Raw genomic sequence first — 18207 nt, forward strand, 5'->3', positions numbered from 1 at the left:
TCTGTCCCGTCTCTTCGGAGTCAGCTACCGGAATTCTCGTCAGCGCGGCCATGGCTACATGGTCGAGCCGCTCCCGAAGATTGTCAACAATCCACTCGGTGAGCCGGGTACGGTTCGGAGGGGTGAGCGTCGTGCGAACGCCGTCACCCGCCCAGCGACTGTTGGCTGTGCGGGTCGGAGCCACGGCCTGGGTACTCATCGCCCTGTATTTCCTCGCGGAGGTCGTGACCGCGCGCGCCTGGCCGCGGCCGTACGAGGTGCGAACCAACTCGGTCAGCAATCTGGGTGTCACGGGCTGCGACGGCTCCGCGGCCCAGGCCGCGGCCGCCCGGCTCTGCTCACCGCTGCACACAGTGATCAACAGCGCTTTCGTGCTGACCGGGGTGCTCATTCTCGCGGGAGCGGTGGGCCTTCGCGAGTTCCTGCCACCGGGACGCCTGCGCCGGGCAGCGTTGACGTTGCTCGGTCTGGCGGCCGTCAGTGCGGCCCTGACGGGAGTCGTTCCGATCGATGTGGACGCCCATCTGCACCAACTGGTCGCGACCCCGACGTTCGTCGCCCGCAACGCCGCGATGATCGTCATCGCGATCGCGCTGTATCCGCGTTGGCGCATCTTCGCGCTCTGGACCGGTCTGTGCTGCCTCGTCGGGGTCGTCGGAACGGCGGCGATCCTCCTCCCCGGCGAACCGTTCGGCCTCACCGAACGCCTGGCCCTCTACCCGTTCACGGTGTGGGTCGTGACCGCCGGTGTCGCGGCGCTCCGCACCCGTGCGCCGTTCCGGTCGCCCTGACTACCAAAAAGGCGCACGGGCCGCCGAAGGCGCACCATGGAGTGATGTCCACAGCTCTCACGCATGCCGCCGCCACCCAGCAGTTCGCGGAGAACGGCCGCATCTCGATCGAACCCAATCATAAGCGCATCCGGGTGTTGTTCGGCGGTCAGGTGGTTGCCGACACCACCCGTTCGGTGTACCTGTTCGAGAAGGGGCACCTGCCCGTTTACTACATTCCCCGCGACGACGTGAACTTCGACCTCCTCGAGCCCGTCGACGCCACCACGACCTGCCCGTGGAAGGGCAAGGCCCGGTACTGGGATCTCGTCGTCGGCGACCGTCGCGCCGAGCAATCCGTGTGGGGATACGACGCCAAACTGGAGGACTCCCTCGACCTCAGCCCGTACGTCGCGTTCTACTGGCACAGGATGGACGCCTGGTACGAGGAGGATCAGCAGGTGTTCGTCCACGCCCGCGACCCGTATGTCCGCGTCGACGTGCTGCCGTCCTCCCGGCACGTCGAGGTGTTCATCGGTGACACGCTCGTCGCCGACACCGTCCGCCCGCGACTGCTGTTCGAGACGTCGCTGCCGGTGCGCTACTACGTGCCCCGCATCGACGTGCGGTCCGAGTTCTTCACCGCCTCCGACACCAGGACGTCCTGCCCGTACAAGGGGACGGCGTCGTATCTGTCGTTCACCGGGTCGGGCGGCTCCGCGCCGGTCGAGGACGCCGCCTGGTTCTACCCGTTCACCACCGCGGAGGCGTCGGGCATCGACGACCACGTGTCGTTCTACCCCGACCGCGTGCGGATCGTCGTGGACGGCACAGAGCTGGAGAACTGACGTCAGTCCCGAGGGGGGCAGCGGGGGTAGTTCCAGATTGTCCCGGAACGTGCCGCCCACGTAGTCGTTGCCGACGATTCCGCGACGCCGCAGTTCGGGCAGCAGGCCGTTGACGACGAAGTCCCGGGTCATCTCCCTCGGCGAGTCCGCCGAGGGAGATGACGTCGAGGACGCCCGCGTCGTAGCGTTCCTGGACGGCATCGGCGAGTTGCTCGGGTGTTCCCGCGACCGCCCAGTGGCCGGTGTCCTTGGACGCGATGATCAGCTCGCGCAGGGTCCGCCCGGACGCGGCGAGCCGGCTGAAGATTTCGACCCGGCCGCGGCGGCGGTTCACCGACCGGACGTCGGGCAGGATGTCGGCCGGGATCGGCTTGTCGAGCGGCAGCCCGGACAGGTCGAGGTCGCCACCGAGCATGTCCTCCAGCCGGATCCGGCCGGCGTCGAGGTCCGTCGCCTCCTCCTGTTCCCGGACCAGCCGGCGCACTTCCTCCTCGGACGCGCCGTAGGTTGCGTGGAAGGAGCTCATGATCAGCGGCAGCCCGTAGGCAACCTCCGCGAAGCGGGCACCGAGTTCCACGCCGGCCGCGGATTGGCCGGCCTGGAATTGCACGGGACGGCGCTGCGGCAGCGGCGGGATGTTCAACGGTCCCTTCACCGTGAAGTACGTGCCCGCGTGGTCGATCGGCCGCACCCGATCGGCGTCGAGCGTGGTTCCCCCGGCACCGTCGGACGTCAGTGACCCGGGTCGCCAGCTGTCGAACAGCGCGTTGATCACCTCGAGGGATTCCGTGGCGCGGGCGTAGCGTTCCTCGGGGCTCGGCAGGTCGCGGTTGCTGTAGTTCTCCTCGCCCAGTGACGACGTGACGGCGTTCCAGGCGGCGCGACCGTTGCTGACGTGGTCGAGGGTGCCGAACAGCCGCGCGAGGTTGTAGGGGTGGTGGAACGTGGTGGTCACCGTCGCGATCAGCCCGACATGCGAGGTCACGGCACTGAGCGCCGACAGGAAGATCAGCGGTTCCTGCGCGCCGATCGCGCCCTGCGCCCCGAAAGTGAGGAGGTCGGCGGCGAACAGCGCGTCGAACTTGTTGGCCTCGGCGATCTTCGCGATCTCGATCGACGCCGCGACGGTCGACTGCTGCGGATCGATGGCGGCGGCATAGGTGCTCACGGCGCCGCTGACTCCCGTGACCGTTTTCAGCGGCCGGCGACGTGGGGTGCTCATCGTCGAAGCCTAGGAACGACGGCCGGGTCGGCCCAGCGTTTCGATCAGGCGGATTCTGACCGCCCACGGGACGTTCCGGTTACCGTCGGGGTGTGCTGTTCTCGCAGATCGTCGCGACGTCCCGGGACGTGGGGGCCACCCGGTCGCGCAAGGTGAAGATCGGGGCGCTGCGCGAGGTCCTCACCCAACTGGAGCCGGCCGAGGTGGAACCGGTGGTGGCGTGGCTGTCCGGGGAGCTTCGGCAGGGCCGGATCGGGATCGGCTGGCGGACGATCGCCGACATCCCCGCCACCCCGGCCGACGTGCCGTCCGTGACGGTGTCGGAACTCGACGGGACCGTCACCGCCGTCGCCGCGATCTCCGGCTCCGGATCCGCCGCCCGCCGACGCGAACTGCTCGCGGACCTCTTCGCCCGCACCACCGCCGACGAGCGGGACTTCCTGCTGCGGCTGCTCACCGGCGACCTGCGCCAGGGTGCGCTGGAGGGGGTGATGACCGACGCGATCGCGGCGGCCGCCGACCTTCCCGTCGAACCGGTGCGCCGGGCGTTCATGCTGTCGGGACGGCTGCCCGCGACCGCGGTCGCGGCGTTCGACGGCGGCGTGGACGCCCTCACCGCGTTCCGGCTGGAGGTGGGCCGACCGGTCCGGCCCATGCTCGCCTCCCCTGCCGAATCACTCACCGACGCGTGGACCGAACTCGACGGCGACGTCAGCGTCGAATACAAACTCGACGGGGCACGGATCCAGGTGCACCGCAACGGCGACGAGGTGCACATCTTCACCCGCACCCTGCGCGAGATCACCGGCAGCGTGCCGGAACTCGTCGAACTCGTCGCAGGCCTGCCCTGCACGTCGGCGGTGTTCGACGGGGAGACGCTGGCGCTCACCGACAGCGGCCGGCCCCGACCGTTCCAGGAGACGATGAGCCGCTTCGGCGCCGAGTCCGCCCGCGACCTGCTGCTGCACCCCTACTTCTTCGACTGCCTGCACCTCGACGGCGTCGATCTTCTCGACGCGCCGTTGGAGGAGCGGCTGGACGCCCTGGAACGCGTTGCCCCACAACACCGCATCCCCGGACTGATCCGCCCCGACAGCGACGGCGCCGCAACCCATTTCGACGACGCCCTTGCCGCCGGTCACGAAGGTGTGATGGTCAAATCGCTCGCCGCGCCGTATGCGGCGGGACGTCGCGGCCGCGCCTGGCAGAAGGTGAAACCGGAGCACACACTCGACCTGGTGGTGCTCGGCGCCGAATGGGGTTACGGGCGGCGCACCGGCTACCTGTCCAACCTGCACCTCGGTGCGCGGGATCCGGACGGCGGCGAACCGATCATGGTGGGCAAGACGTTCAAGGGCCTCACCGACGCGCTACTGCAGTGGCAGACGGACGAATTCCCACGCCACGAACGCAGCCGCGACGATCACACCGTGTACCTGCACCCCGACCTCGTCGTGGAGATCGAACTCGACGGCGTCCAGGTCAGCACGCGCTATCCCGGCGGGCTCGCGCTGCGATTCGCGCGGGTCCTGCGCTACCGCCCCGACAAGACCGCCGCCGACGCCGACACCATCGACGCCGTGCGGGCCCTGCTGCCGGGCTGACTGCGCTCGCTCGACCTGCGTGGCGGGCGTGTGCGCGGTAACCTCCCCGGCACAGATAAGGACGCCGTGCTGTGAGGGGGTCGACTGGTGAACTTCGTTTTCCGTTTCGTGCCGTCCCCCGTCGAGCGCACTGTCCGGAAAGTGGCCACTGCCGCCGAGGGACCGGTCCGCGTCGCCGTGTGCGCCGTGACCGTGCCGATCGACGTCGCGAAGACGTCGTTCCACATCCTCCGGCTCACCGAGGAACTGCTCGAGGAGGTCGTGTTCCTGCTGCGGACGATGCGGCCGGTGGTCGAGGCGGTGAGCACCACCCAGCAGTCCGACAATTTCGACACGGTGTTCCGGACGCTCGAACAGATCCAGCAGTCGGCCGACGCGATTGCCCGCACCCCGATCGGGGTCGTCCGGAGCGTGTTCGCGCCGGCCCGTCCGTCGTCCGAGCAGGTCGACTATCACCCCACGATCATCGACGCCGAGCCGCCGAAGCCGTCCGGCGTGGCGGTCCGGATCGCGTCCGTCACCGTGACGGCGCCGAGCATCACGTTCGGCAGGCCGAATCGCTGATCCGGGCTATCGCCCGGGAAAGAAGTCCGCGCTCTGCACGTAGTCCATTGCGGCGGTGAACGTCGGGTCGCTCATGCGCCTGGTCATCTCCGCTTCGTCGACGTCCTCGATGTGGGTCTGGACCCACCAGAGGTTGCCGAACGGGTCGCGGACGCGGCCCACGACGTCGCCCCAGAACAGGTGCGTCGCCTTCGTCACCAGCGTGCCCCCGGCGGCGACGGCCCGCGCGAGCACCGCCTCGGCGTCCTCGACGTACAGGCGGAGGAACCCGGGCGTCGGCGGCCAATCGGGTCGCGCGTCGAACATCATCACAACGGCGTTCCCGATCCTCACCTCGGCGTGCCCGATGGTGCCGTCCTCGCCCACCATCCGACCGAGTTCCTCGCCGTCGAACGCCGCCTTCACGTAGTCGATGAGTGCGGCGGTGTCGCGGGAGATGATCCACGGCGTGACGGTGGCGTAGCCCTCGGGAATCGGATCGACGGTCATGCGGTCCTCCTGCGTCGGCGAATCGGTTTCTCTCACCGTAGAACCGATAGCGGTCATTTTCGGTCCGCATTTGATCGCCCGGATACGCTCGTATCGTGTCCGAACACATCCTCGTCACCGGTGGATCCCGCGGCATCGGCGCAGCGGTGGTGCGTCTCGCCGTCCATCGCGGCTATCAGGTGACGTTCACGTTCCAGAACGACGACGAGGCCGCCGCGCAACTCGTCCACCACTGCGGTGTCCGCGCCACCGCCGTGCGGGCGGACGTCCGCGACGCGGATGAGGCCGTCGCCGTCGTCGATGCGGCCGACCAACGCGGTCAGCTGGTCGCGCTGGTCAACAACGCGGGGACCACCGGCCCACTCGGCACGTTCCTCACCACCCCGGACGAGGTGATGCGGGAGGTGTTCGACGTCAACGTCTTCGGGGCGATGGCCTACGCCCGCGCGGCGGCCGAGCACTGGATCCGAACAGGGCGTTCCGGCGTCATCGTCAATCTCAGTTCGATCGCGGCCCGCACCGGCGCGCCGGGCGAATACGTCGGGTACGCGGCCTCCAAGGCGGCCGTGGACAGTTTCACGACGGGGCTCGGGCGGGAACTGGCGAGCGCGAACATCCGCGTCGTCGGTATCGCGCCCGGTACGACGGACACCGACATCCACGCCGCCGCCGGCGATCCCGGACGACCCGGGCGAGTGGCCGGAAAGGTGCCACTCGGCCGGGTCGCGGAGCCCGAGGAGATCGCCGAAGCGGTGTTGTGGGCGCTGTCGCACCAGGCGTCCTACGTCACCGCCACGACCATCGACGTTTCCGGCGGTCTGTGACGCTACCGCCCTCGCGAGCCGACCCTCGGGACGAGCATCGGCACCCGCGAGCGGTAGGTCCGATAGTCGTCGCCGAACGTGTCGACCAGGTCGTGCTCCTCGAAACGCACCGCCACCAGGATGAAGCCGGTGGTCCCGACGGCGAACAGCAATCGGCCCCAGGTCATCGTCGGCGCCACCCAGAACGCGATGATGAAACCGGCATACAGCGGGTGCCGAATCACCCGGTACAGCACAGGTGTCCGAAAGTGACTGGGCAGAGCCGACTTTCCGCTCTGGTTCCGCAGCACCTGGCGCAGCCCGAACAGGTCGAAGTGGTCGATGGCGAACGTCGCCGCCAGCACGAGGGCCCACCCGCCGAGCGACACGACGTAGATCACCACGCGGACCCAGTCGGTCTCCACGTCCCAGATCTGCTCGGGTAGCGGACGCCATTGCCACATCAGCAGCGCCAGCGCGGCCGTGGCGAACAGGACGTATGTCGAGCGCTCCATCGGTTGCGGGACGATCCTGGTCCAGCGTTTCTTGAACCAGGGCCTGGCCATCACCGAATGCTGCATGGCGAAGACCGTCAGCAGCACCACGTCGATGACCACGGCGACGGCTACGGGGGCGTCGGGACCATCGTTGATCGTGTGGGGCACCACGAGCCCCTCGACCCATCCGATCGCGTACAGGAACACGATCAGGAACGTCGCGTAGACGACCATTCCGTACACGGTGATCAGTGTTCGGGCGACACCACCTGTGCGGTGCGCCTGGGGTGATTCGACCATCTCGGCCATGCTGTTCTCTCCGATCGCTGGGATTCCCCCGACGCTCCGAAGTCTCCGATCGGGCGAGGTGCGGAACAAGGAACCCTGGGGTGGGAGTCACCGCACCCCGGCGACCGTGTCGGATCGGTTGACTACTCTGTGGCCATGCTTCCCGGGGACTTGCGCGACATCGACGTGGCGTCGATCAAGGCGGTCCTCGGCACCACCACCTACACCCGCGGCGAGCAGTACGCCCGCGACCACGCGGTGATCCAGATGTCGTGGGATCCGGCAGCCAAGGAGCTGTGGGGCGAGGTCGCGGGCACGGCGAGGGAGCCGTACTCCACGTCGGCGTTCATCGTCTCCAGCAGATCCCGCACCGTGTACCGGTACGGGATCTGCACGTGTCCGGTCGGCATGAACTGCAAGCACGTCGCCGCCCTGCTGATCACCGCGATGAAACAGGCGAGGTCCCAGGCGCAGGCGGCGGTCGCGCCCACCTGGGAACGCTCGCTCGGTTCCCTGCTCACCGCCGATCCCTTCGGCGACTCCGGCGGGCGTTCGCCGCTCGCCATCCAGTTCCGGGTCCAGGCGTCGGCCGCCGACGCGGCACCCCAGTTGCTGGTGCGGCCCGTCCAACCGGGCAGCAAGGGCTGGATCGTCGGCGGGTTGGCGTGGAACAAGCTGGGCAGCCAGTTCCAGCATCCGGCCGAGCAGATCCGGATGCTGCACGAGATCCATCTGCTGTCTGTCGGGGGTCTGACCTACCGCCGCCAGAATCACACCGATCTCGACCTCGGCGTCTTCCCCAGCCGCCAGCTGTGGTCGCTGCTCGACGAGGCGACCCGGGTCGGCGTGGAGCTCATCCACTCCTCCAAGCGTTTGGGCGCACTCGCCCCCTACCGCTCGGCCGAGGTCTGCCTCGACGCCACCCGCGACGACGCCACCGGCGCTCTCGTCGTACGGCCGGTGGTCCGCGTCGACGGCGAACCCGTCGACGCAGTGACCGTCGGCTTCATCGGAGTCCGGGCCCACGGCCTGTTCTACGTCGACGCGGACGACCGCATACACCTCGCGCGCCTCGACTCCGTCGTACCCGGCCCCTTGCAGGATCTGGTGCGCCGCCGCACGCCCATCGAGGTGCCCGCCGCCGAAGAGCCCCGTTTCCTGGCGGACTTCCTGCCGAAGCTGCGCAACCTGGCCACCGTGATCTCCTCGGACGGCTCGTTCGTCCCACCCGCGATCTCCGAGCCCACTCTGGTGATGCGGGCGTCGTATCACCCCGACCACGAGGTCGCCGTCGACTGGGAATGGCTGTACACCGTCGGGGACGACGAGCACCGTGCGCCGCTGACTGCCCGGACCCCCGGCGACGAGTACCGGGACGACGCCCGCGAGCGCGCACTTCTCGACGAGCTCGACATCGCCTGGGACAGATACGGGTTGGGGTCGGGCAGTCCGGAAGCGACGGCGCTGCGCGGACTCGACACGATGCGGTTCACCACCGAGGTCCTGCCCCTGCTCCACGGCAAGTCCGACGTGTCGATCGACGTTTCGGGCGAACCGGCCGACTACCGGGAGGCCGGCGATTCCCTGGCCATCGGAGTGTCGGTCACCGCATCCGAGGGCGGCACCGACTGGTTCGATCTCGGCGTCACCCTCACCGTGGAGGGCCGGGACGTGCCGTTCGACCAGGTCTTCTCGACGCTGGCCGCGGGGAAGACCGAGTTGCTGCTGCCCGACGGCGCCTACTTCTCCCTCGACAAACCCGAACTCCACACGCTGCGCAAGCTGATCGACGAGGCGCGCGCCCTCCGCGACCGCGCGGACGGGACGTTGCGGCTGAGCCGTTTCCAGGCGAGTCTGTGGGACGAGTTCGCCGCGCTCGGCACCGTCGAACGTCAGGCGACGCAGTGGCGGCAGCAGGTGGACGGCCTGCTCGCGCCCACCACCATCGGGCCCGCGGACGCCCCGAGCACGCTGGACGCCCAGCTGCGCCCGTATCAGCTGGAGGGGTTCCGCTGGCTGGCCTTCCTGTGGGAGCACGGGCTGGGCGGCATCCTCGCCGACGACATGGGGCTCGGCAAGACACTGCAGGCGCTGGCACTGATCTGCCATGCGCGGCAGTCGAATCCGGCCGCGCCGCCGTTCCTCATCGTCGCCCCCACCAGCGTCGTGTCGAACTGGGAGTCCGAATCGGCCCGCTTCGCTCCGGACGCGACCGTCGTCGCGATCTCCGACACCCGATCCCGGCGGCGCGTTCCCTTCGACGAGCTGGTCGAGGGCGCCGACATCGTCGTCACGTCGTACACCCTGTTCCGTTTGGAGTTCGAGGCCTATGCGGAGTCCGCGTGGTCGGGGTTGATCCTCGACGAGGCGCAGTTCACCAAGAACCATCAGTCCAAGATCTACCAGTGCGTTCGCCGGCTGGAGACTCCGTTCAAGCTGGCGGTCACCGGCACGCCGATGGAGAACAACCTGATGGAGCTGTGGTCGCTGCTGTCGATCACCGCCCCGGGACTGTTCCCGCATCCGGCCCGGTTCACCGACTACTACCGCAAGCCGATCGAGAAGCAGGGCGACACCGAACTTCTGGCGCAGCTGCGCCGCCGGGTGAAGCCGCTGATGCTGCGCCGCACCAAAGAGCAAGTGGTGAAGGATCTTCCGGCCAAGCAGGAGCAGGTACTCGACGTCGAACTGCACCCGCGGCACCGCAAGGTCTACGACACCCACCTGCAGCGTGAGCGGCAGAAGATCCTCGGCCTGCTCGCCGACGTCGACAAGAACCGCTTCACGATCCTGCAGTCGCTCACCCTGCTCCGGCAGCTGAGCCTCGACGCCGGACTGGTGGACGCCGAATACCACGACGTTCCGTCCGCGAAGGTGGACGCCCTGCTCGAGCAGCTCGCCGACGTCGTCGCGGGCGGTCACCGGGCGCTGGTGTTCAGCCAGTTCACCGGGTTCCTCGGCAAGATCCGCGACCGACTCGCGGACGCCGGGATCGCGCACAGCTACCTCGACGGCAGCACCCGGCGTCGCGGCGACGTGCTCCGCGAGTTCAAGGAGGGCGCCGCCCCGGTGTTCCTGATCAGCCTCAAGGCCGGCGGCTTCGGGCTGAACCTCACGGAGGCCGATTACTGCTTCATCCTCGACCCGTGGTGGAACCCGGCAACGGAGGCTCAGGCCGTCGACCGGGCGCATCGCATCGGGCAGACGCGGAACGTGATGGTGTATCGGCTGATCGCGAAGGACACGATCGAAGACAAGGTGATGGCACTGAAGGCGAAGAAGTCGGCGCTGTTCGCGAGCGTGATGGACGCCGACTCCCTGCTCAGCTCCAGCCTCGACGCCGACGACCTCCGCGGGTTGTTCGAATAGTCCCCTGCGCATGCCGGTCCGCCGGGGTCTGGGTAATGTCCGATCCATGCCTCGTTACACGATCGCCCTGCGGAACAACGCCACACCTGATGCGCCGGCGTCCGTGAGCCGCCATGTGCCGTTCTACTGCGCGCACGAGGCAGCGGGGGCGGCGTGGAATCGGGCGCTCGACGAGGCGTGCGGCGACCTGCTCGACCCGGTCACGCAGACCGCCGTGGTGAACGTCGTCAGCAACTTCGGACGCGAACTGTTCACCGGTGACGCGGACGTCGTCGTCGCCCTGGACCGGATCGGCACCACCTCGCTGACCTTCCTGATCACCCTCCACCAGGACTGCGTGCCGGCCGCGGAGCTGACCGTCGTACTCGTGCACCTCGATTCGAGCCGGGTGAACTCGGCGCCGTGGTCGCCGGCGCAGATCGCGGCGCTCGAGGCGTTGCGGAGCGCTCCGGTCGTCGCCTGACCTCGATCGATCGAAGTTTCAACGAAGCCTGATCTGGGCATTTGATGCGTATGAGTATCGAAGACGGGCCCGGTGACACGCTGAGCCCCAGCGAGAGCCTGGACTCCGACGACGTGCGCAACAACGACGGCGACGACGTCGTCGATCCGCCCGACGGGTGGAGTGAGGCCGACAAGTTCGGCACCACGGCGCGCGAGGAGCGGGAGGGTGAGTCCCTCGACGAGAAGTTGTCCGAGGAAGAGCCCGACGTGATGCTCGAGGAGCAGAGCGAGGTGTCGTTGGCGGATCTCCCCGACGACCAGCTGACCGAGGACGTCGACCGTGTCATCGACGAGGAGGACATCGACATTCCGGTGTTCGGAAACAAGCACGCCGACGTGGTCGAAGGCGTCATCGTGCAGGACTCGCGCACCGACCGGGGGCAGATCGACGGGTCCGCGGAGGACGGCGACTCGTTCTTCACCGTCCTGGACTGACGGCAGTGTCAGCCGCGCTGCCTTCCCCGGCCGTAGCGCAGGTAGAGAAAGTCGTCGTTGATCAGAGCGTGCTCGAGTGAAAGTGTGCGCGGCGCTTGCACTGTCGGGCCAGACGATGCGGGCAGTGTTTGCGGACCGGCCAATCGCGGGGCGAGGGTCAAGCACATCTCGTCCACCAGATCGTGTGTGACGAGATCGTGGAGGAGGGTGGGGCCGCCCTCGCACAGGATTCGGCCGAACCCGCGGTCCCGCAGAGCGGCCATGAGGGCAGGCATCTCGACGCTGTCGTCACCCGCCACGACGATGTCCGCCGACTCCCCGAGTGCTGCCCCGCGCGTTTCTGCCACCCGTCGGGTGGTGACGACGATCGGCCTGACACCACCCGCGAACAGTGGTGAACCGGGGGGAAGATTCCCCGTTCGTGTGACGACGGCGATCGGCGGTGGTGTGTCGTGTCCCCACCGTTCGAGTCGATAGCGAGCCTGTTCCTCCGTCAGCTGCACCGGTCCGTACGTTTCGGCGCGGACGGTGCCGGCCCCGACCAGAACCACGTCGGCATACGCACGCATCGCACGCAGGAGTTGGTGATCCACCGGGTCGGACAGGGGCCGGACGCGTCCGCCGAACGCCGCCGCACCGTCCAGGCTGGCAACCATGTTCACCCGTACCCCGTCCGGCGGGTCGCGGTAGAACTCTTCCGCCGACACCTCGTCGGCACCGCTGCTCAGCTTGCGCATCTGCGGCATCACGCCTCGTGCCCGGGTTCGAGGTCGCGCACGTCGGAGAAGGTGACCAGCTGCCCGAGGTCGTCCGGGGCGGATCCGGTCTCCGGGGCGAGGAGGAACGCGACGTGGTCACCGAGTTCGAGTCGTTCGAGGATTCGGCCGCTGAACCATGCGGGTGAGTCCTCCAGGATCGGCAGCCCGTGCGGGCCGGGATGCCAGTCGCATCGGGCGAACTTGTCGATCTCGTCCCCGGTTTGCGCGCCGAAGAGCGTCGCGAGCGCGACGTGGTCACGGGTCAGGAGATGCACCGCCAGACGCTCCGCGTGCGACGCCACCGAAAAGGTGTGATTCTTGTTGGACAGTCCGACCAGGAAGCGCGGCGGGTTGATGCTGACCTGCGACGCGAACCCGACGAGGCACCCCGACATCTCGTCTTCCGACCGTGTGGTCACCACGAACATCGGATAGTTCAGGAGCGCGACGACGTCCTCGAAAGCCTGACAGGCATCCCGATCAGTTGCGTCGATGTCCCCGGTGCGATCGGCCATGGGTCCTTCCTAACAGATTCCGGCCGGGAAGCGTCCGACGTGGTACTTCGCGTCCGACGCTTACTCGAAGGCGGTAGCCGCACCGCAGCGCCTAGACTGGGCAGGATCGCACTCGCGACAGCCACCGAAAGGCCCGACATTACGCAATCCTCCGCTCCGCATGACGTCTACTTCGTACCCCCGGAGCAGGAGACCGCGGACGCCGTCGCCCATGCCTCCGCCGCCGCGGCGTCGAGATTGCGCGACCGCGCCGACGTGGTCCGGTTCAAGGGCCGCTTCGCGCTGCCGATCACGCACACCACGCCGCACGAGGCGATGGTCGAGGACCTGCTGTTCGTCCGCGACGTCCTCGATGGCGCCGGAATCGAGTATCTGCTGGTGCGGGGCAACGACGAACGCCCGGTCATCGCGGTCAACTGGGCGCAGCGGAAGGCGTTGCGGGCGGCCCTGGTCGCCGCGTGTGAGGACCGTCCGTTCTACTCCAAGACCGTCGACGCCAAGGGTCCCGCGGTCCTGGTCTCCGACGGCAGCCTGTCCGCGACGTCGAAGGCCCGCATCTTCCGGCTGTTCCGTCCGCGCGTGCACCTGGCGAGCGGCCTGAGTTACGGGGCGTCGACGGGGGTGCAGATCGAGCTGTGGTCGATCAGCGACGACGAGATCGTGCTGCCGATGGAGAACTCCCTGACCCGGCGTGTGGTGCGCTCGGAGGAGGCGGTCCGCGGCACCGTCGAGCGGTTCGGACGGGTGTGGCCCACCATCGAGAACATGTTCGCCGACCATGCGTCGGACATCAATTTCGACGTCGACCTGGTGTTCTCCTGGGTGGACGGGTCGTCCGCGGAGTTCCAGGCGCAGCGCGCCAAGCGGATGCAGAGCTACGTGGTCGGCGAGGGCGACGATTCCGCCGCCCGGTTCCGGCAGATCGACGAGCTGAAGTACGCGCTGCGCTCGGTGCACATGTACGCGCCGTGGATCCGCCGCATCTTCGTCGCCACCGACTCCGACCGTCCCGCGTGGCTCGCCGACGACCCGCGGGTCACGTTCATGCCGAGCGAGGAGTTCTTCGCCGACCCGTCGGTGCTGCCCACCCACAATTCGCAGGCCGTCGAGAGCCAGCTGCACCACATCCCCGGTCTCGCCGAGCATTTCCTGTATTCCAACGACGACATGTTCTTCGGCCGCTCGGTGGGTCCGCAGATGTTCTTCTCCCCCGGCGGCATCACGATGTTCATCGAGGCGACCACCCGAATCGGTTTGGGCCACAACGACGACGAGCGCAGCGGATTCGAGAACGCGGCCCGCGTAAACCGCCGGCTGCTGCAGGACCGCTTCGGTCTGATGACCACCCGGCACCTCGAACACGCCGCCACCCCGCTCCGCAAGAGTGTGATGGAGGAGATGGAGAAGGAGTTCCCCGACGAGTTCGCCGCTACGGCCGCAAGCACTTTCCGCGCCAGCACCAACATTTCGGTGACGAATTCGCTGTATCACTACTACGCGTTGATGAGTGGCCGCGCGGTGGTGCAGACGGCGGCGCGGGTGAAGTACGTCGACACGACGATGAAGTCGGGGCTCCGCGACATGGACTCGTTGCTCGCGAAGCGGTCGATGGACTTCTTCTGCCTCAACGACGGCAGCGCACCCGAGATCGACCTGGAATTGCGGACCAGGAAGGTGACGCAGTTCCTGGAGAACTACTTCCCCATCCCGGCGCCGTGGGAGACCGGCGTCTGATCAGACGGCGGGAAACGCGTCGTTCGGACGCTCGCCCTCGTCGTAGACCGTTGCGGGAGAGCCGATGAGGAGCGGGTCGGGGGTGCCGACCACCCGCAGGTCCTTGCCGCTGTAATCGAATTTGTGGAGCACCCAGCGGATCGCCTCGATCCGGGCCCGCTTCTTGTCGTTCGATTTCACGACCGTCCACGGCGCCTGCGGCGTGTCGGTGTAGAAGAGCATCGCATCTTTGGCCTCGGTGTAGGCGTCCCACTTGTCGAGGCTCGCGAGGTCGGTGGGTGACAGCTTCCACTGCTTGACGGGATCGGTGCTGCGGGAGACGAACCGGGCGTGCTGCTCCTCCCGGCCCACCGAGAACCAGAACTTCACGATGTGGATGCCCGACTGCACGAGCATCCGCTCGAACTCCGGCGCAGACCGGGTGAACTCCAGGTACTCGTTGGGGGTGCAGTAGCCCATGACGCGTTCGACGCCGGCGCGGTTGTACCAGGAGCGGTCCATCATCACGATCTCCCCGCCGGCGGGCAGGTGCTGGACGTACCGCTGGAAGTACCACTGGGTGCGTTCGCGTTCGGTGGGCTTCTCCAGCGCCACCACCCGCGCGCCACGAGGGTTGAGGTGTTCGGTGAACCGCTTGATCGCGCCACCCTTGCCGGCCGCGTCCCGGCCCTCGAAGATGACGACGACTTTCTCGCCGTTCTCCTTCACCCACGCCTGGAATTTGAGCAGCTCGATCTGCAGTTTGCGCTTGCGGTTCTCGTACTGCCGCCGCGTCATCTTCTCGTCGTACGGGTACCCGTGCCGCCACGGTTCGTCGATGTCGTCGATGGCGTGTTTGCGGCCGGACTTGCGCAGCAGCTCCCCGATCTCGTCTATCTCCGGTGTCACGTCGATCTGACCGGCACGCGCGAGTTCGAAGGCGTCGGGATCGTGCAATTCGTCCACACAGCAAGACTACCGCCGCGAGGCGTCGCCGTCCGGGCTCATGAGATCGTGGATCCATGAGCATCGACCACATCGTTTCCGCGCTCGACCCGACGGTCGCGGCCGAGCTTGGGACCGCCCTCGACGGGTCGCCGATCGTCACCCTCGACGGAACGGTGCTGCCCGACCCCGCGCGCGACGCGGTGCTGGAACTGCTCACCCTGCTCGCCGACGGGCAGAGTGTGGCGCTCGGTGCGGTCGCGGACCTGCTCACCACGTCGCAGGCCGCGGAGATCCTCGGCGTCTCCGACACCTACGTGCGCCGGCTTGCCGACTCCGGCGCCCTGCCCATCGAGATGCGCGGCACCCACCGCCGGTTCCGGCTCTCCGACGTCATGGCGTACCGGGAGAAGTTCCCGCGCAGGGGCTGACTACACCCGCACCCGCATGACGGCCTGTTCACCGGCGTCCGGGATCCGCACGCCCTCGGCTGCGAGCCGCTGCTCGGTTTCCTCGGCGGTGACGTATTCGCCGACGGTGTCGTAGCTGCCCATCGGGACCACCGAATGCACGATCGTCTCCGGGTACACGTGCACGAGGTTATAGCCCTGGGCGCCGTCGCGCCCGCGCAACGCCCCGGCAGGGACGTTGAGGTCCTGGGTGTAGCAGGTGGCCGACGCGACGGAGACGGGGATGCCCGCAAACGTCGCCGTCGTCGAGTAGTGCAGATGTCCCGCGAGGATCGACCGGACGTCGCTGCCGTTGAGCACGTCGGCGAGGCGCGGCTGGTCACGCAACTCCACCAGCACCGCCAGGTCGAGGACGCATGGCACCGGCGGGTGATGCAGCGCCAGGATGGTTCCGTGCGGTGCCGGAACCGCGAGCTGCTGTGCCAGCCAGATCAATTGGCTCTCGGAGATCTCCCCGTGGTGATGTCCCGGCACCGTCGTGTCGAGGGTGACGATGCGCAGTCCGTCGACGTCGTAGACGTGATCGATCGGCTCGTACGACGGTTCCTGCCCGAGCAGTTCCGTCCGGAAGTGGCCGCGGTCGTCGTGGTTGCCCATCGCCCAGATTACCTGCGCACCAAGCGACGCGGCGACCGGTTCGACGATCGCCCTCAGCTTCTCGTAGGCGCCCGGCTGGCCCCGGTCGGTGAGGTCGCCGGTGAACACCAGGGCGTCCGGGCGGGCGTGCGACGACTCGATCTCGGTGAAGATCTGCCGCAGGGTTGCCTCGCTGTCGACGGCCCCGTACAGCAGGTCGTCGTCGACGAGATGGGTGTCGCTGAGGTGCAGCACGAAATGTGACGGTCGCGGATACTCGGCCGTCCGTATGTCGGCTGCCTCGGTGCCGCTCATCGGTCTCTCGCTTCCGCTCGCCCCGACGGGGGCAGGTGCCCGGGTGGACGCCACTATTTGTCCACCCTAGCCAAGCGCACTCCGGTCACCTCCCGGGGCACGCGCGGTGGCCGGACGGTGAACGGTGGGGCACGACGTCAGTTTCGTGCGTGGTGCGGTGCGCGCGCCTCCGGGCCGGCGGGCGGGATCATCGCGGCGAGGTTGGCCTGCGCCTCGAACCGGACCCGCTCGTCGCCGTCGTCCGCCGCTGCCGCGTCCTTGGCCGCGGTGAGGAACGGTCGGACCAGGTCGAGGGGCATCGGGAAGACGACGGTCGAGTTGTTCTCGCCGCCCATGGCGCTGAGGGTCTGCAGGTAACGCAGCTGCAGCGTCGTCGGGTTGCGGCTGATGACGTCGGCGGCCTCGACGAGTTTCGCGGAGGCCTGGAACTCGGCTTCGGCGTTGATGATCTTGGCGCGGCGCTCACGCTCCGCCTCGGCCTGCCGGGCGATGGCCCGTTGCATGTTGGCGGGGATCTCGACGTCCTTGATCTCGACGGTGGTGACCTTCACACCCCACGGTTCGGTCTGCTGGTCGATGACCTTCTGCAGGTCTTCGTTGAGGCGTTCCCGCTCGCCCAGCAGGGCGTCGAGGTCGGCCTTGCCGAGGATCGAGCGCAGGGTGGTCTGGGCGATCTGCAGGGTGGCGGCCAGGAAGTCCTCGACCTCGACGATCGCCCGGTCGGCGTCGACCACCCGGAAGTAGGCGACGGCGGTGACCTTGGCAGGCACGTTGTCGTGGGTGATCACTTCCTGAACGGGGATCTTCAGGGTCACGGTCCGCAGGCTGACCCGTTCCATCCGGTCGATCGCCGGGATCAGCAGCACAAGTCCCGGACCCTTCAGGTCGACCAACCGGCCCAGCCGGAACACGACGGCCCGCTCGTACTCGCGCAGCACCCGGATCGAGCTGCTCGCGAGGACGGCGAGGAGGGTGATGACGACGCACAGGATGACGATGATTGTGGTCATATCTCCAGCTCCCATGGTTCGCGGCGGCGCACGGTGAGGGTGAGTCCGCGGATCTGCTCGACGATGACGGAGTCGCCGGCGGTCGGTGTCTCGTCGTCCCCGAACAGTGTTTGCGCCTTCCAGAGGCTTCCGGCGGCCTCGACCTGACCTTGCCGTCCTTTCCAGTTGCGGACGGTGGCGTCGGATCCGACGAGGGATTGCATCCCGGTGCGCACGGGCGCGTGCCCGGCGGCGAGCGCCTTCCGGCCGCCCACCACCGCGAGACCCACTCCGACCACCGCGACTCCGGCGGCCGCCGGGATGGCGATCATCTGTGCGGTGTCGCTGGACGTGAACAGCAGCCACACGCCGGCCCCGACGAACAGTGCCCCGAGCCCGCCGAGCACACCCGCGGTGGGTGCGTGTGCCTCGACGACGATCAACAGCACACCCAGCACCAGCGCCAGCACGCCCAACGCGGTCATCTCGCATCACCCACGATCACGCTTTGCGAGGACCCGGTCGCACTCGCA

At 68.1% G+C, this 18207-nt stretch carries 18 protein-coding genes and 1 pseudogene; 10 read left to right on the top strand and 9 right to left on the bottom strand.

Annotated elements, in window-relative coordinates:
• Nucleotides 1-50 precede the first annotated feature (50 nt).
• Both HGB39_RS09765 and HGB39_RS09770 read left to right on the top strand, forming a co-directional pair.
• The gene (locus HGB39_RS09765; RefSeq protein WP_043788221.1) at nucleotides 51-791 is read left to right on the top strand and encodes a DUF998 domain-containing protein; all 741 of its coding nucleotides are present in this window, start codon (nucleotides 51-53) and stop codon (nucleotides 789-791) included.
• A gap of 44 nt (nucleotides 792-835) precedes the next feature.
• Entirely contained in the window at nucleotides 836-1618 is a 783-nt protein-coding gene (locus HGB39_RS09770; protein WP_043788226.1) for a DUF427 domain-containing protein, read from the top strand.
• A 15-nt stretch (nucleotides 1619-1633) separates the two neighbouring features.
• Here HGB39_RS09770 and HGB39_RS09775 read toward each other — a convergent pair.
• Nucleotides 1634-2840, bottom strand: a pseudogene (locus HGB39_RS09775) (LLM class flavin-dependent oxidoreductase); the annotation flags it as partial.
• A gap of 92 nt (nucleotides 2841-2932) precedes the next feature.
• Here HGB39_RS09775 and HGB39_RS09780 point away from each other — a divergent pair.
• Both HGB39_RS09780 and HGB39_RS09785 read left to right on the top strand, forming a co-directional pair.
• Nucleotides 2933-4444: an ATP-dependent DNA ligase gene (locus tag HGB39_RS09780; protein WP_064079919.1), complete on the top strand. Its 1512-nt coding sequence runs from the start codon at nucleotides 2933-2935 to the stop codon at nucleotides 4442-4444.
• An 87-nt stretch (nucleotides 4445-4531) separates the two neighbouring features.
• A complete protein-coding gene (locus HGB39_RS09785) occupies nucleotides 4532-5008 on the top strand; it encodes a hypothetical protein (protein ID WP_005570940.1) in 477 nt (158 codons plus the stop codon).
• A gap of 6 nt (nucleotides 5009-5014) precedes the next feature.
• Here the strand turns inward: HGB39_RS09785 and HGB39_RS09790 are convergent, their stop codons facing one another.
• Complete coding sequence (locus tag HGB39_RS09790; protein WP_043792193.1) at nucleotides 5015-5497, bottom strand: VOC family protein; 483 nt, start codon at nucleotides 5495-5497, stop codon at nucleotides 5015-5017.
• A gap of 95 nt (nucleotides 5498-5592) precedes the next feature.
• Here HGB39_RS09790 and HGB39_RS09795 point away from each other — a divergent pair, with 95 nt between their 5' ends.
• Nucleotides 5593-6321 carry an SDR family NAD(P)-dependent oxidoreductase gene (locus HGB39_RS09795; protein WP_005570937.1) on the top strand — a complete coding sequence of 243 codons (729 nt, stop codon included), beginning with the start codon at nucleotides 5593-5595 and terminating at the stop codon, nucleotides 6319-6321.
• Between the two features lie 2 nt (nucleotides 6322-6323).
• Here the strand turns inward: HGB39_RS09795 and mddA are convergent, their stop codons facing one another.
• Nucleotides 6324-7106, bottom strand: a complete 783-nt coding sequence (mddA, locus tag HGB39_RS09800; RefSeq protein WP_005570936.1) for a methanethiol S-methyltransferase — start codon at nucleotides 7104-7106, stop codon at nucleotides 6324-6326.
• Nucleotides 7107-7241: 135 nt separating this feature from the next.
• Between mddA and HGB39_RS09805 the strand changes: the two genes are divergently transcribed.
• From HGB39_RS09805 to HGB39_RS09815, 3 genes are read left to right on the top strand one after another with little or no spacing between them, the layout of a single operon-like run.
• The gene (locus HGB39_RS09805) at nucleotides 7242-10454 is read left to right on the top strand and encodes a DEAD/DEAH box helicase (RefSeq protein WP_005570935.1); all 3213 of its coding nucleotides are present in this window, start codon (nucleotides 7242-7244) and stop codon (nucleotides 10452-10454) included.
• Between the two features lie 46 nt (nucleotides 10455-10500).
• Nucleotides 10501-10917, top strand: coding sequence for an acyl-CoA thioesterase (locus HGB39_RS09810; RefSeq protein ID WP_043792190.1), 417 nt, complete (start codon nucleotides 10501-10503; stop codon nucleotides 10915-10917).
• 44 nt (nucleotides 10918-10961) lie between these two features.
• Entirely contained in the window at nucleotides 10962-11393 is a 432-nt protein-coding gene (locus tag HGB39_RS09815) for a hypothetical protein (RefSeq protein WP_005570933.1), read from the top strand.
• Nucleotides 11394-11401: 8 nt separating this feature from the next.
• Here HGB39_RS09815 and HGB39_RS09820 read toward each other — a convergent pair whose 3' ends face one another.
• The gene (locus HGB39_RS09820; RefSeq protein ID WP_005570932.1) at nucleotides 11402-12139 is read right to left on the bottom strand and encodes a pyrimidine reductase family protein; all 738 of its coding nucleotides are present in this window, start codon (nucleotides 12137-12139) and stop codon (nucleotides 11402-11404) included.
• On the bottom strand, nucleotides 12139-12666 hold the full coding sequence (locus HGB39_RS09825; RefSeq protein WP_005570929.1) for a flavin reductase family protein: 528 nt from the start codon (nucleotides 12664-12666) through the stop codon (nucleotides 12139-12141). Before HGB39_RS09825 ends, HGB39_RS09820 begins: the two co-directional genes overlap by 1 nt.
• A 39-nt stretch (nucleotides 12667-12705) precedes the next feature.
• Here HGB39_RS09825 and HGB39_RS09830 point away from each other — a divergent pair, with 39 nt between their 5' ends.
• Nucleotides 12706-14400, top strand: coding sequence for a stealth family protein (locus HGB39_RS09830; RefSeq protein WP_248949628.1), 1695 nt, complete (start codon nucleotides 12706-12708; stop codon nucleotides 14398-14400).
• Here the strand turns inward: HGB39_RS09830 and ppk2 are convergent, their stop codons facing one another.
• Complete coding sequence (gene ppk2 / locus HGB39_RS09835) at nucleotides 14401-15345, bottom strand: polyphosphate kinase 2 (RefSeq protein ID WP_005570926.1); 945 nt, start codon at nucleotides 15343-15345, stop codon at nucleotides 14401-14403.
• A 56-nt stretch (nucleotides 15346-15401) separates the two neighbouring features.
• Between ppk2 and HGB39_RS09840 the strand changes: the two genes are divergently transcribed.
• Complete coding sequence (locus HGB39_RS09840; protein ID WP_005570925.1) at nucleotides 15402-15755, top strand: helix-turn-helix domain-containing protein; 354 nt, start codon at nucleotides 15402-15404, stop codon at nucleotides 15753-15755.
• On the opposite strand, the gene HGB39_RS09845 is transcribed toward HGB39_RS09840, so the two are convergent.
• The 3 genes from HGB39_RS09845 to HGB39_RS09855 all read right to left on the bottom strand — a co-directional run bounded on the left by HGB39_RS09845 (nucleotide 15756) and on the right by HGB39_RS09855 (nucleotide 18159).
• Nucleotides 15756-16685 (bottom strand): phosphodiesterase, encoded by a 930-nt coding sequence (locus HGB39_RS09845; RefSeq protein ID WP_005570924.1) that lies wholly within the window; start codon nucleotides 16683-16685, stop codon nucleotides 15756-15758.
• A 137-nt stretch (nucleotides 16686-16822) separates the two neighbouring features.
• Complete coding sequence (locus HGB39_RS09850; protein WP_005570923.1) at nucleotides 16823-17695, bottom strand: slipin family protein; 873 nt, start codon at nucleotides 17693-17695, stop codon at nucleotides 16823-16825.
• Nucleotides 17692-18159, bottom strand: a complete 468-nt coding sequence (locus tag HGB39_RS09855; protein ID WP_005570922.1) for an NfeD family protein — start codon at nucleotides 18157-18159, stop codon at nucleotides 17692-17694. The genes HGB39_RS09850 and HGB39_RS09855 overlap by 4 nt, the downstream gene beginning before the upstream one ends.
• Between the last annotated feature and the right edge of the window lie 48 nt (nucleotides 18160-18207).

Source organism: Rhodococcus opacus, assembly GCF_012396235.1.
GTDB classification, from domain to species: Bacteria; Actinomycetota; Actinomycetes; order Mycobacteriales; family Mycobacteriaceae; genus Rhodococcus_F; species Rhodococcus_F opacus.

What these genes read in the sequence shown, in the direction of transcription:
- HGB39_RS09845 (WP_005570924.1), bottom strand. Translation starts at nt 16,685, where the DNA reads ATGAGCGGCACCGAGGCAGCCGACATACGGACGGCCGAGTATCCGCGA.
- HGB39_RS09825 (WP_005570929.1), bottom strand. Translation starts at nt 12,666, where the DNA reads ATGGCCGATCGCACCGGGGACATCGACGCAACTGATCGGGATGCCTGT.
- HGB39_RS09765 (WP_043788221.1), top strand. Translation starts at nt 51, where the DNA reads ATGGCTACATGGTCGAGCCGCTCCCGAAGATTGTCAACAATCCACTCG.
- HGB39_RS09790 (WP_043792193.1), bottom strand. Translation starts at nt 5,497, where the DNA reads ATGACCGTCGATCCGATTCCCGAGGGCTACGCCACCGTCACGCCGTGG.
- HGB39_RS09810 (WP_043792190.1), top strand. Translation starts at nt 10,501, where the DNA reads ATGCCTCGTTACACGATCGCCCTGCGGAACAACGCCACACCTGATGCG.
- HGB39_RS09855 (WP_005570922.1), bottom strand. Translation starts at nt 18,159, where the DNA reads ATGACCGCGTTGGGCGTGCTGGCGCTGGTGCTGGGTGTGCTGTTGATC.
- HGB39_RS09805 (WP_005570935.1), top strand. Translation starts at nt 7,242, where the DNA reads ATGCTTCCCGGGGACTTGCGCGACATCGACGTGGCGTCGATCAAGGCG.
- HGB39_RS09840 (WP_005570925.1), top strand. Translation starts at nt 15,402, where the DNA reads ATGAGCATCGACCACATCGTTTCCGCGCTCGACCCGACGGTCGCGGCC.
- HGB39_RS09815 (WP_005570933.1), top strand. Translation starts at nt 10,962, where the DNA reads ATGCGTATGAGTATCGAAGACGGGCCCGGTGACACGCTGAGCCCCAGC.
- HGB39_RS09850 (WP_005570923.1), bottom strand. Translation starts at nt 17,695, where the DNA reads ATGACCACAATCATCGTCATCCTGTGCGTCGTCATCACCCTCCTCGCC.
- HGB39_RS09820 (WP_005570932.1), bottom strand. Translation starts at nt 12,139, where the DNA reads ATGCCGCAGATGCGCAAGCTGAGCAGCGGTGCCGACGAGGTGTCGGCG.
- mddA (WP_005570936.1), bottom strand. Translation starts at nt 7,106, where the DNA reads ATGGCCGAGATGGTCGAATCACCCCAGGCGCACCGCACAGGTGGTGTC.
- HGB39_RS09770 (WP_043788226.1), top strand. Translation starts at nt 836, where the DNA reads ATGTCCACAGCTCTCACGCATGCCGCCGCCACCCAGCAGTTCGCGGAG.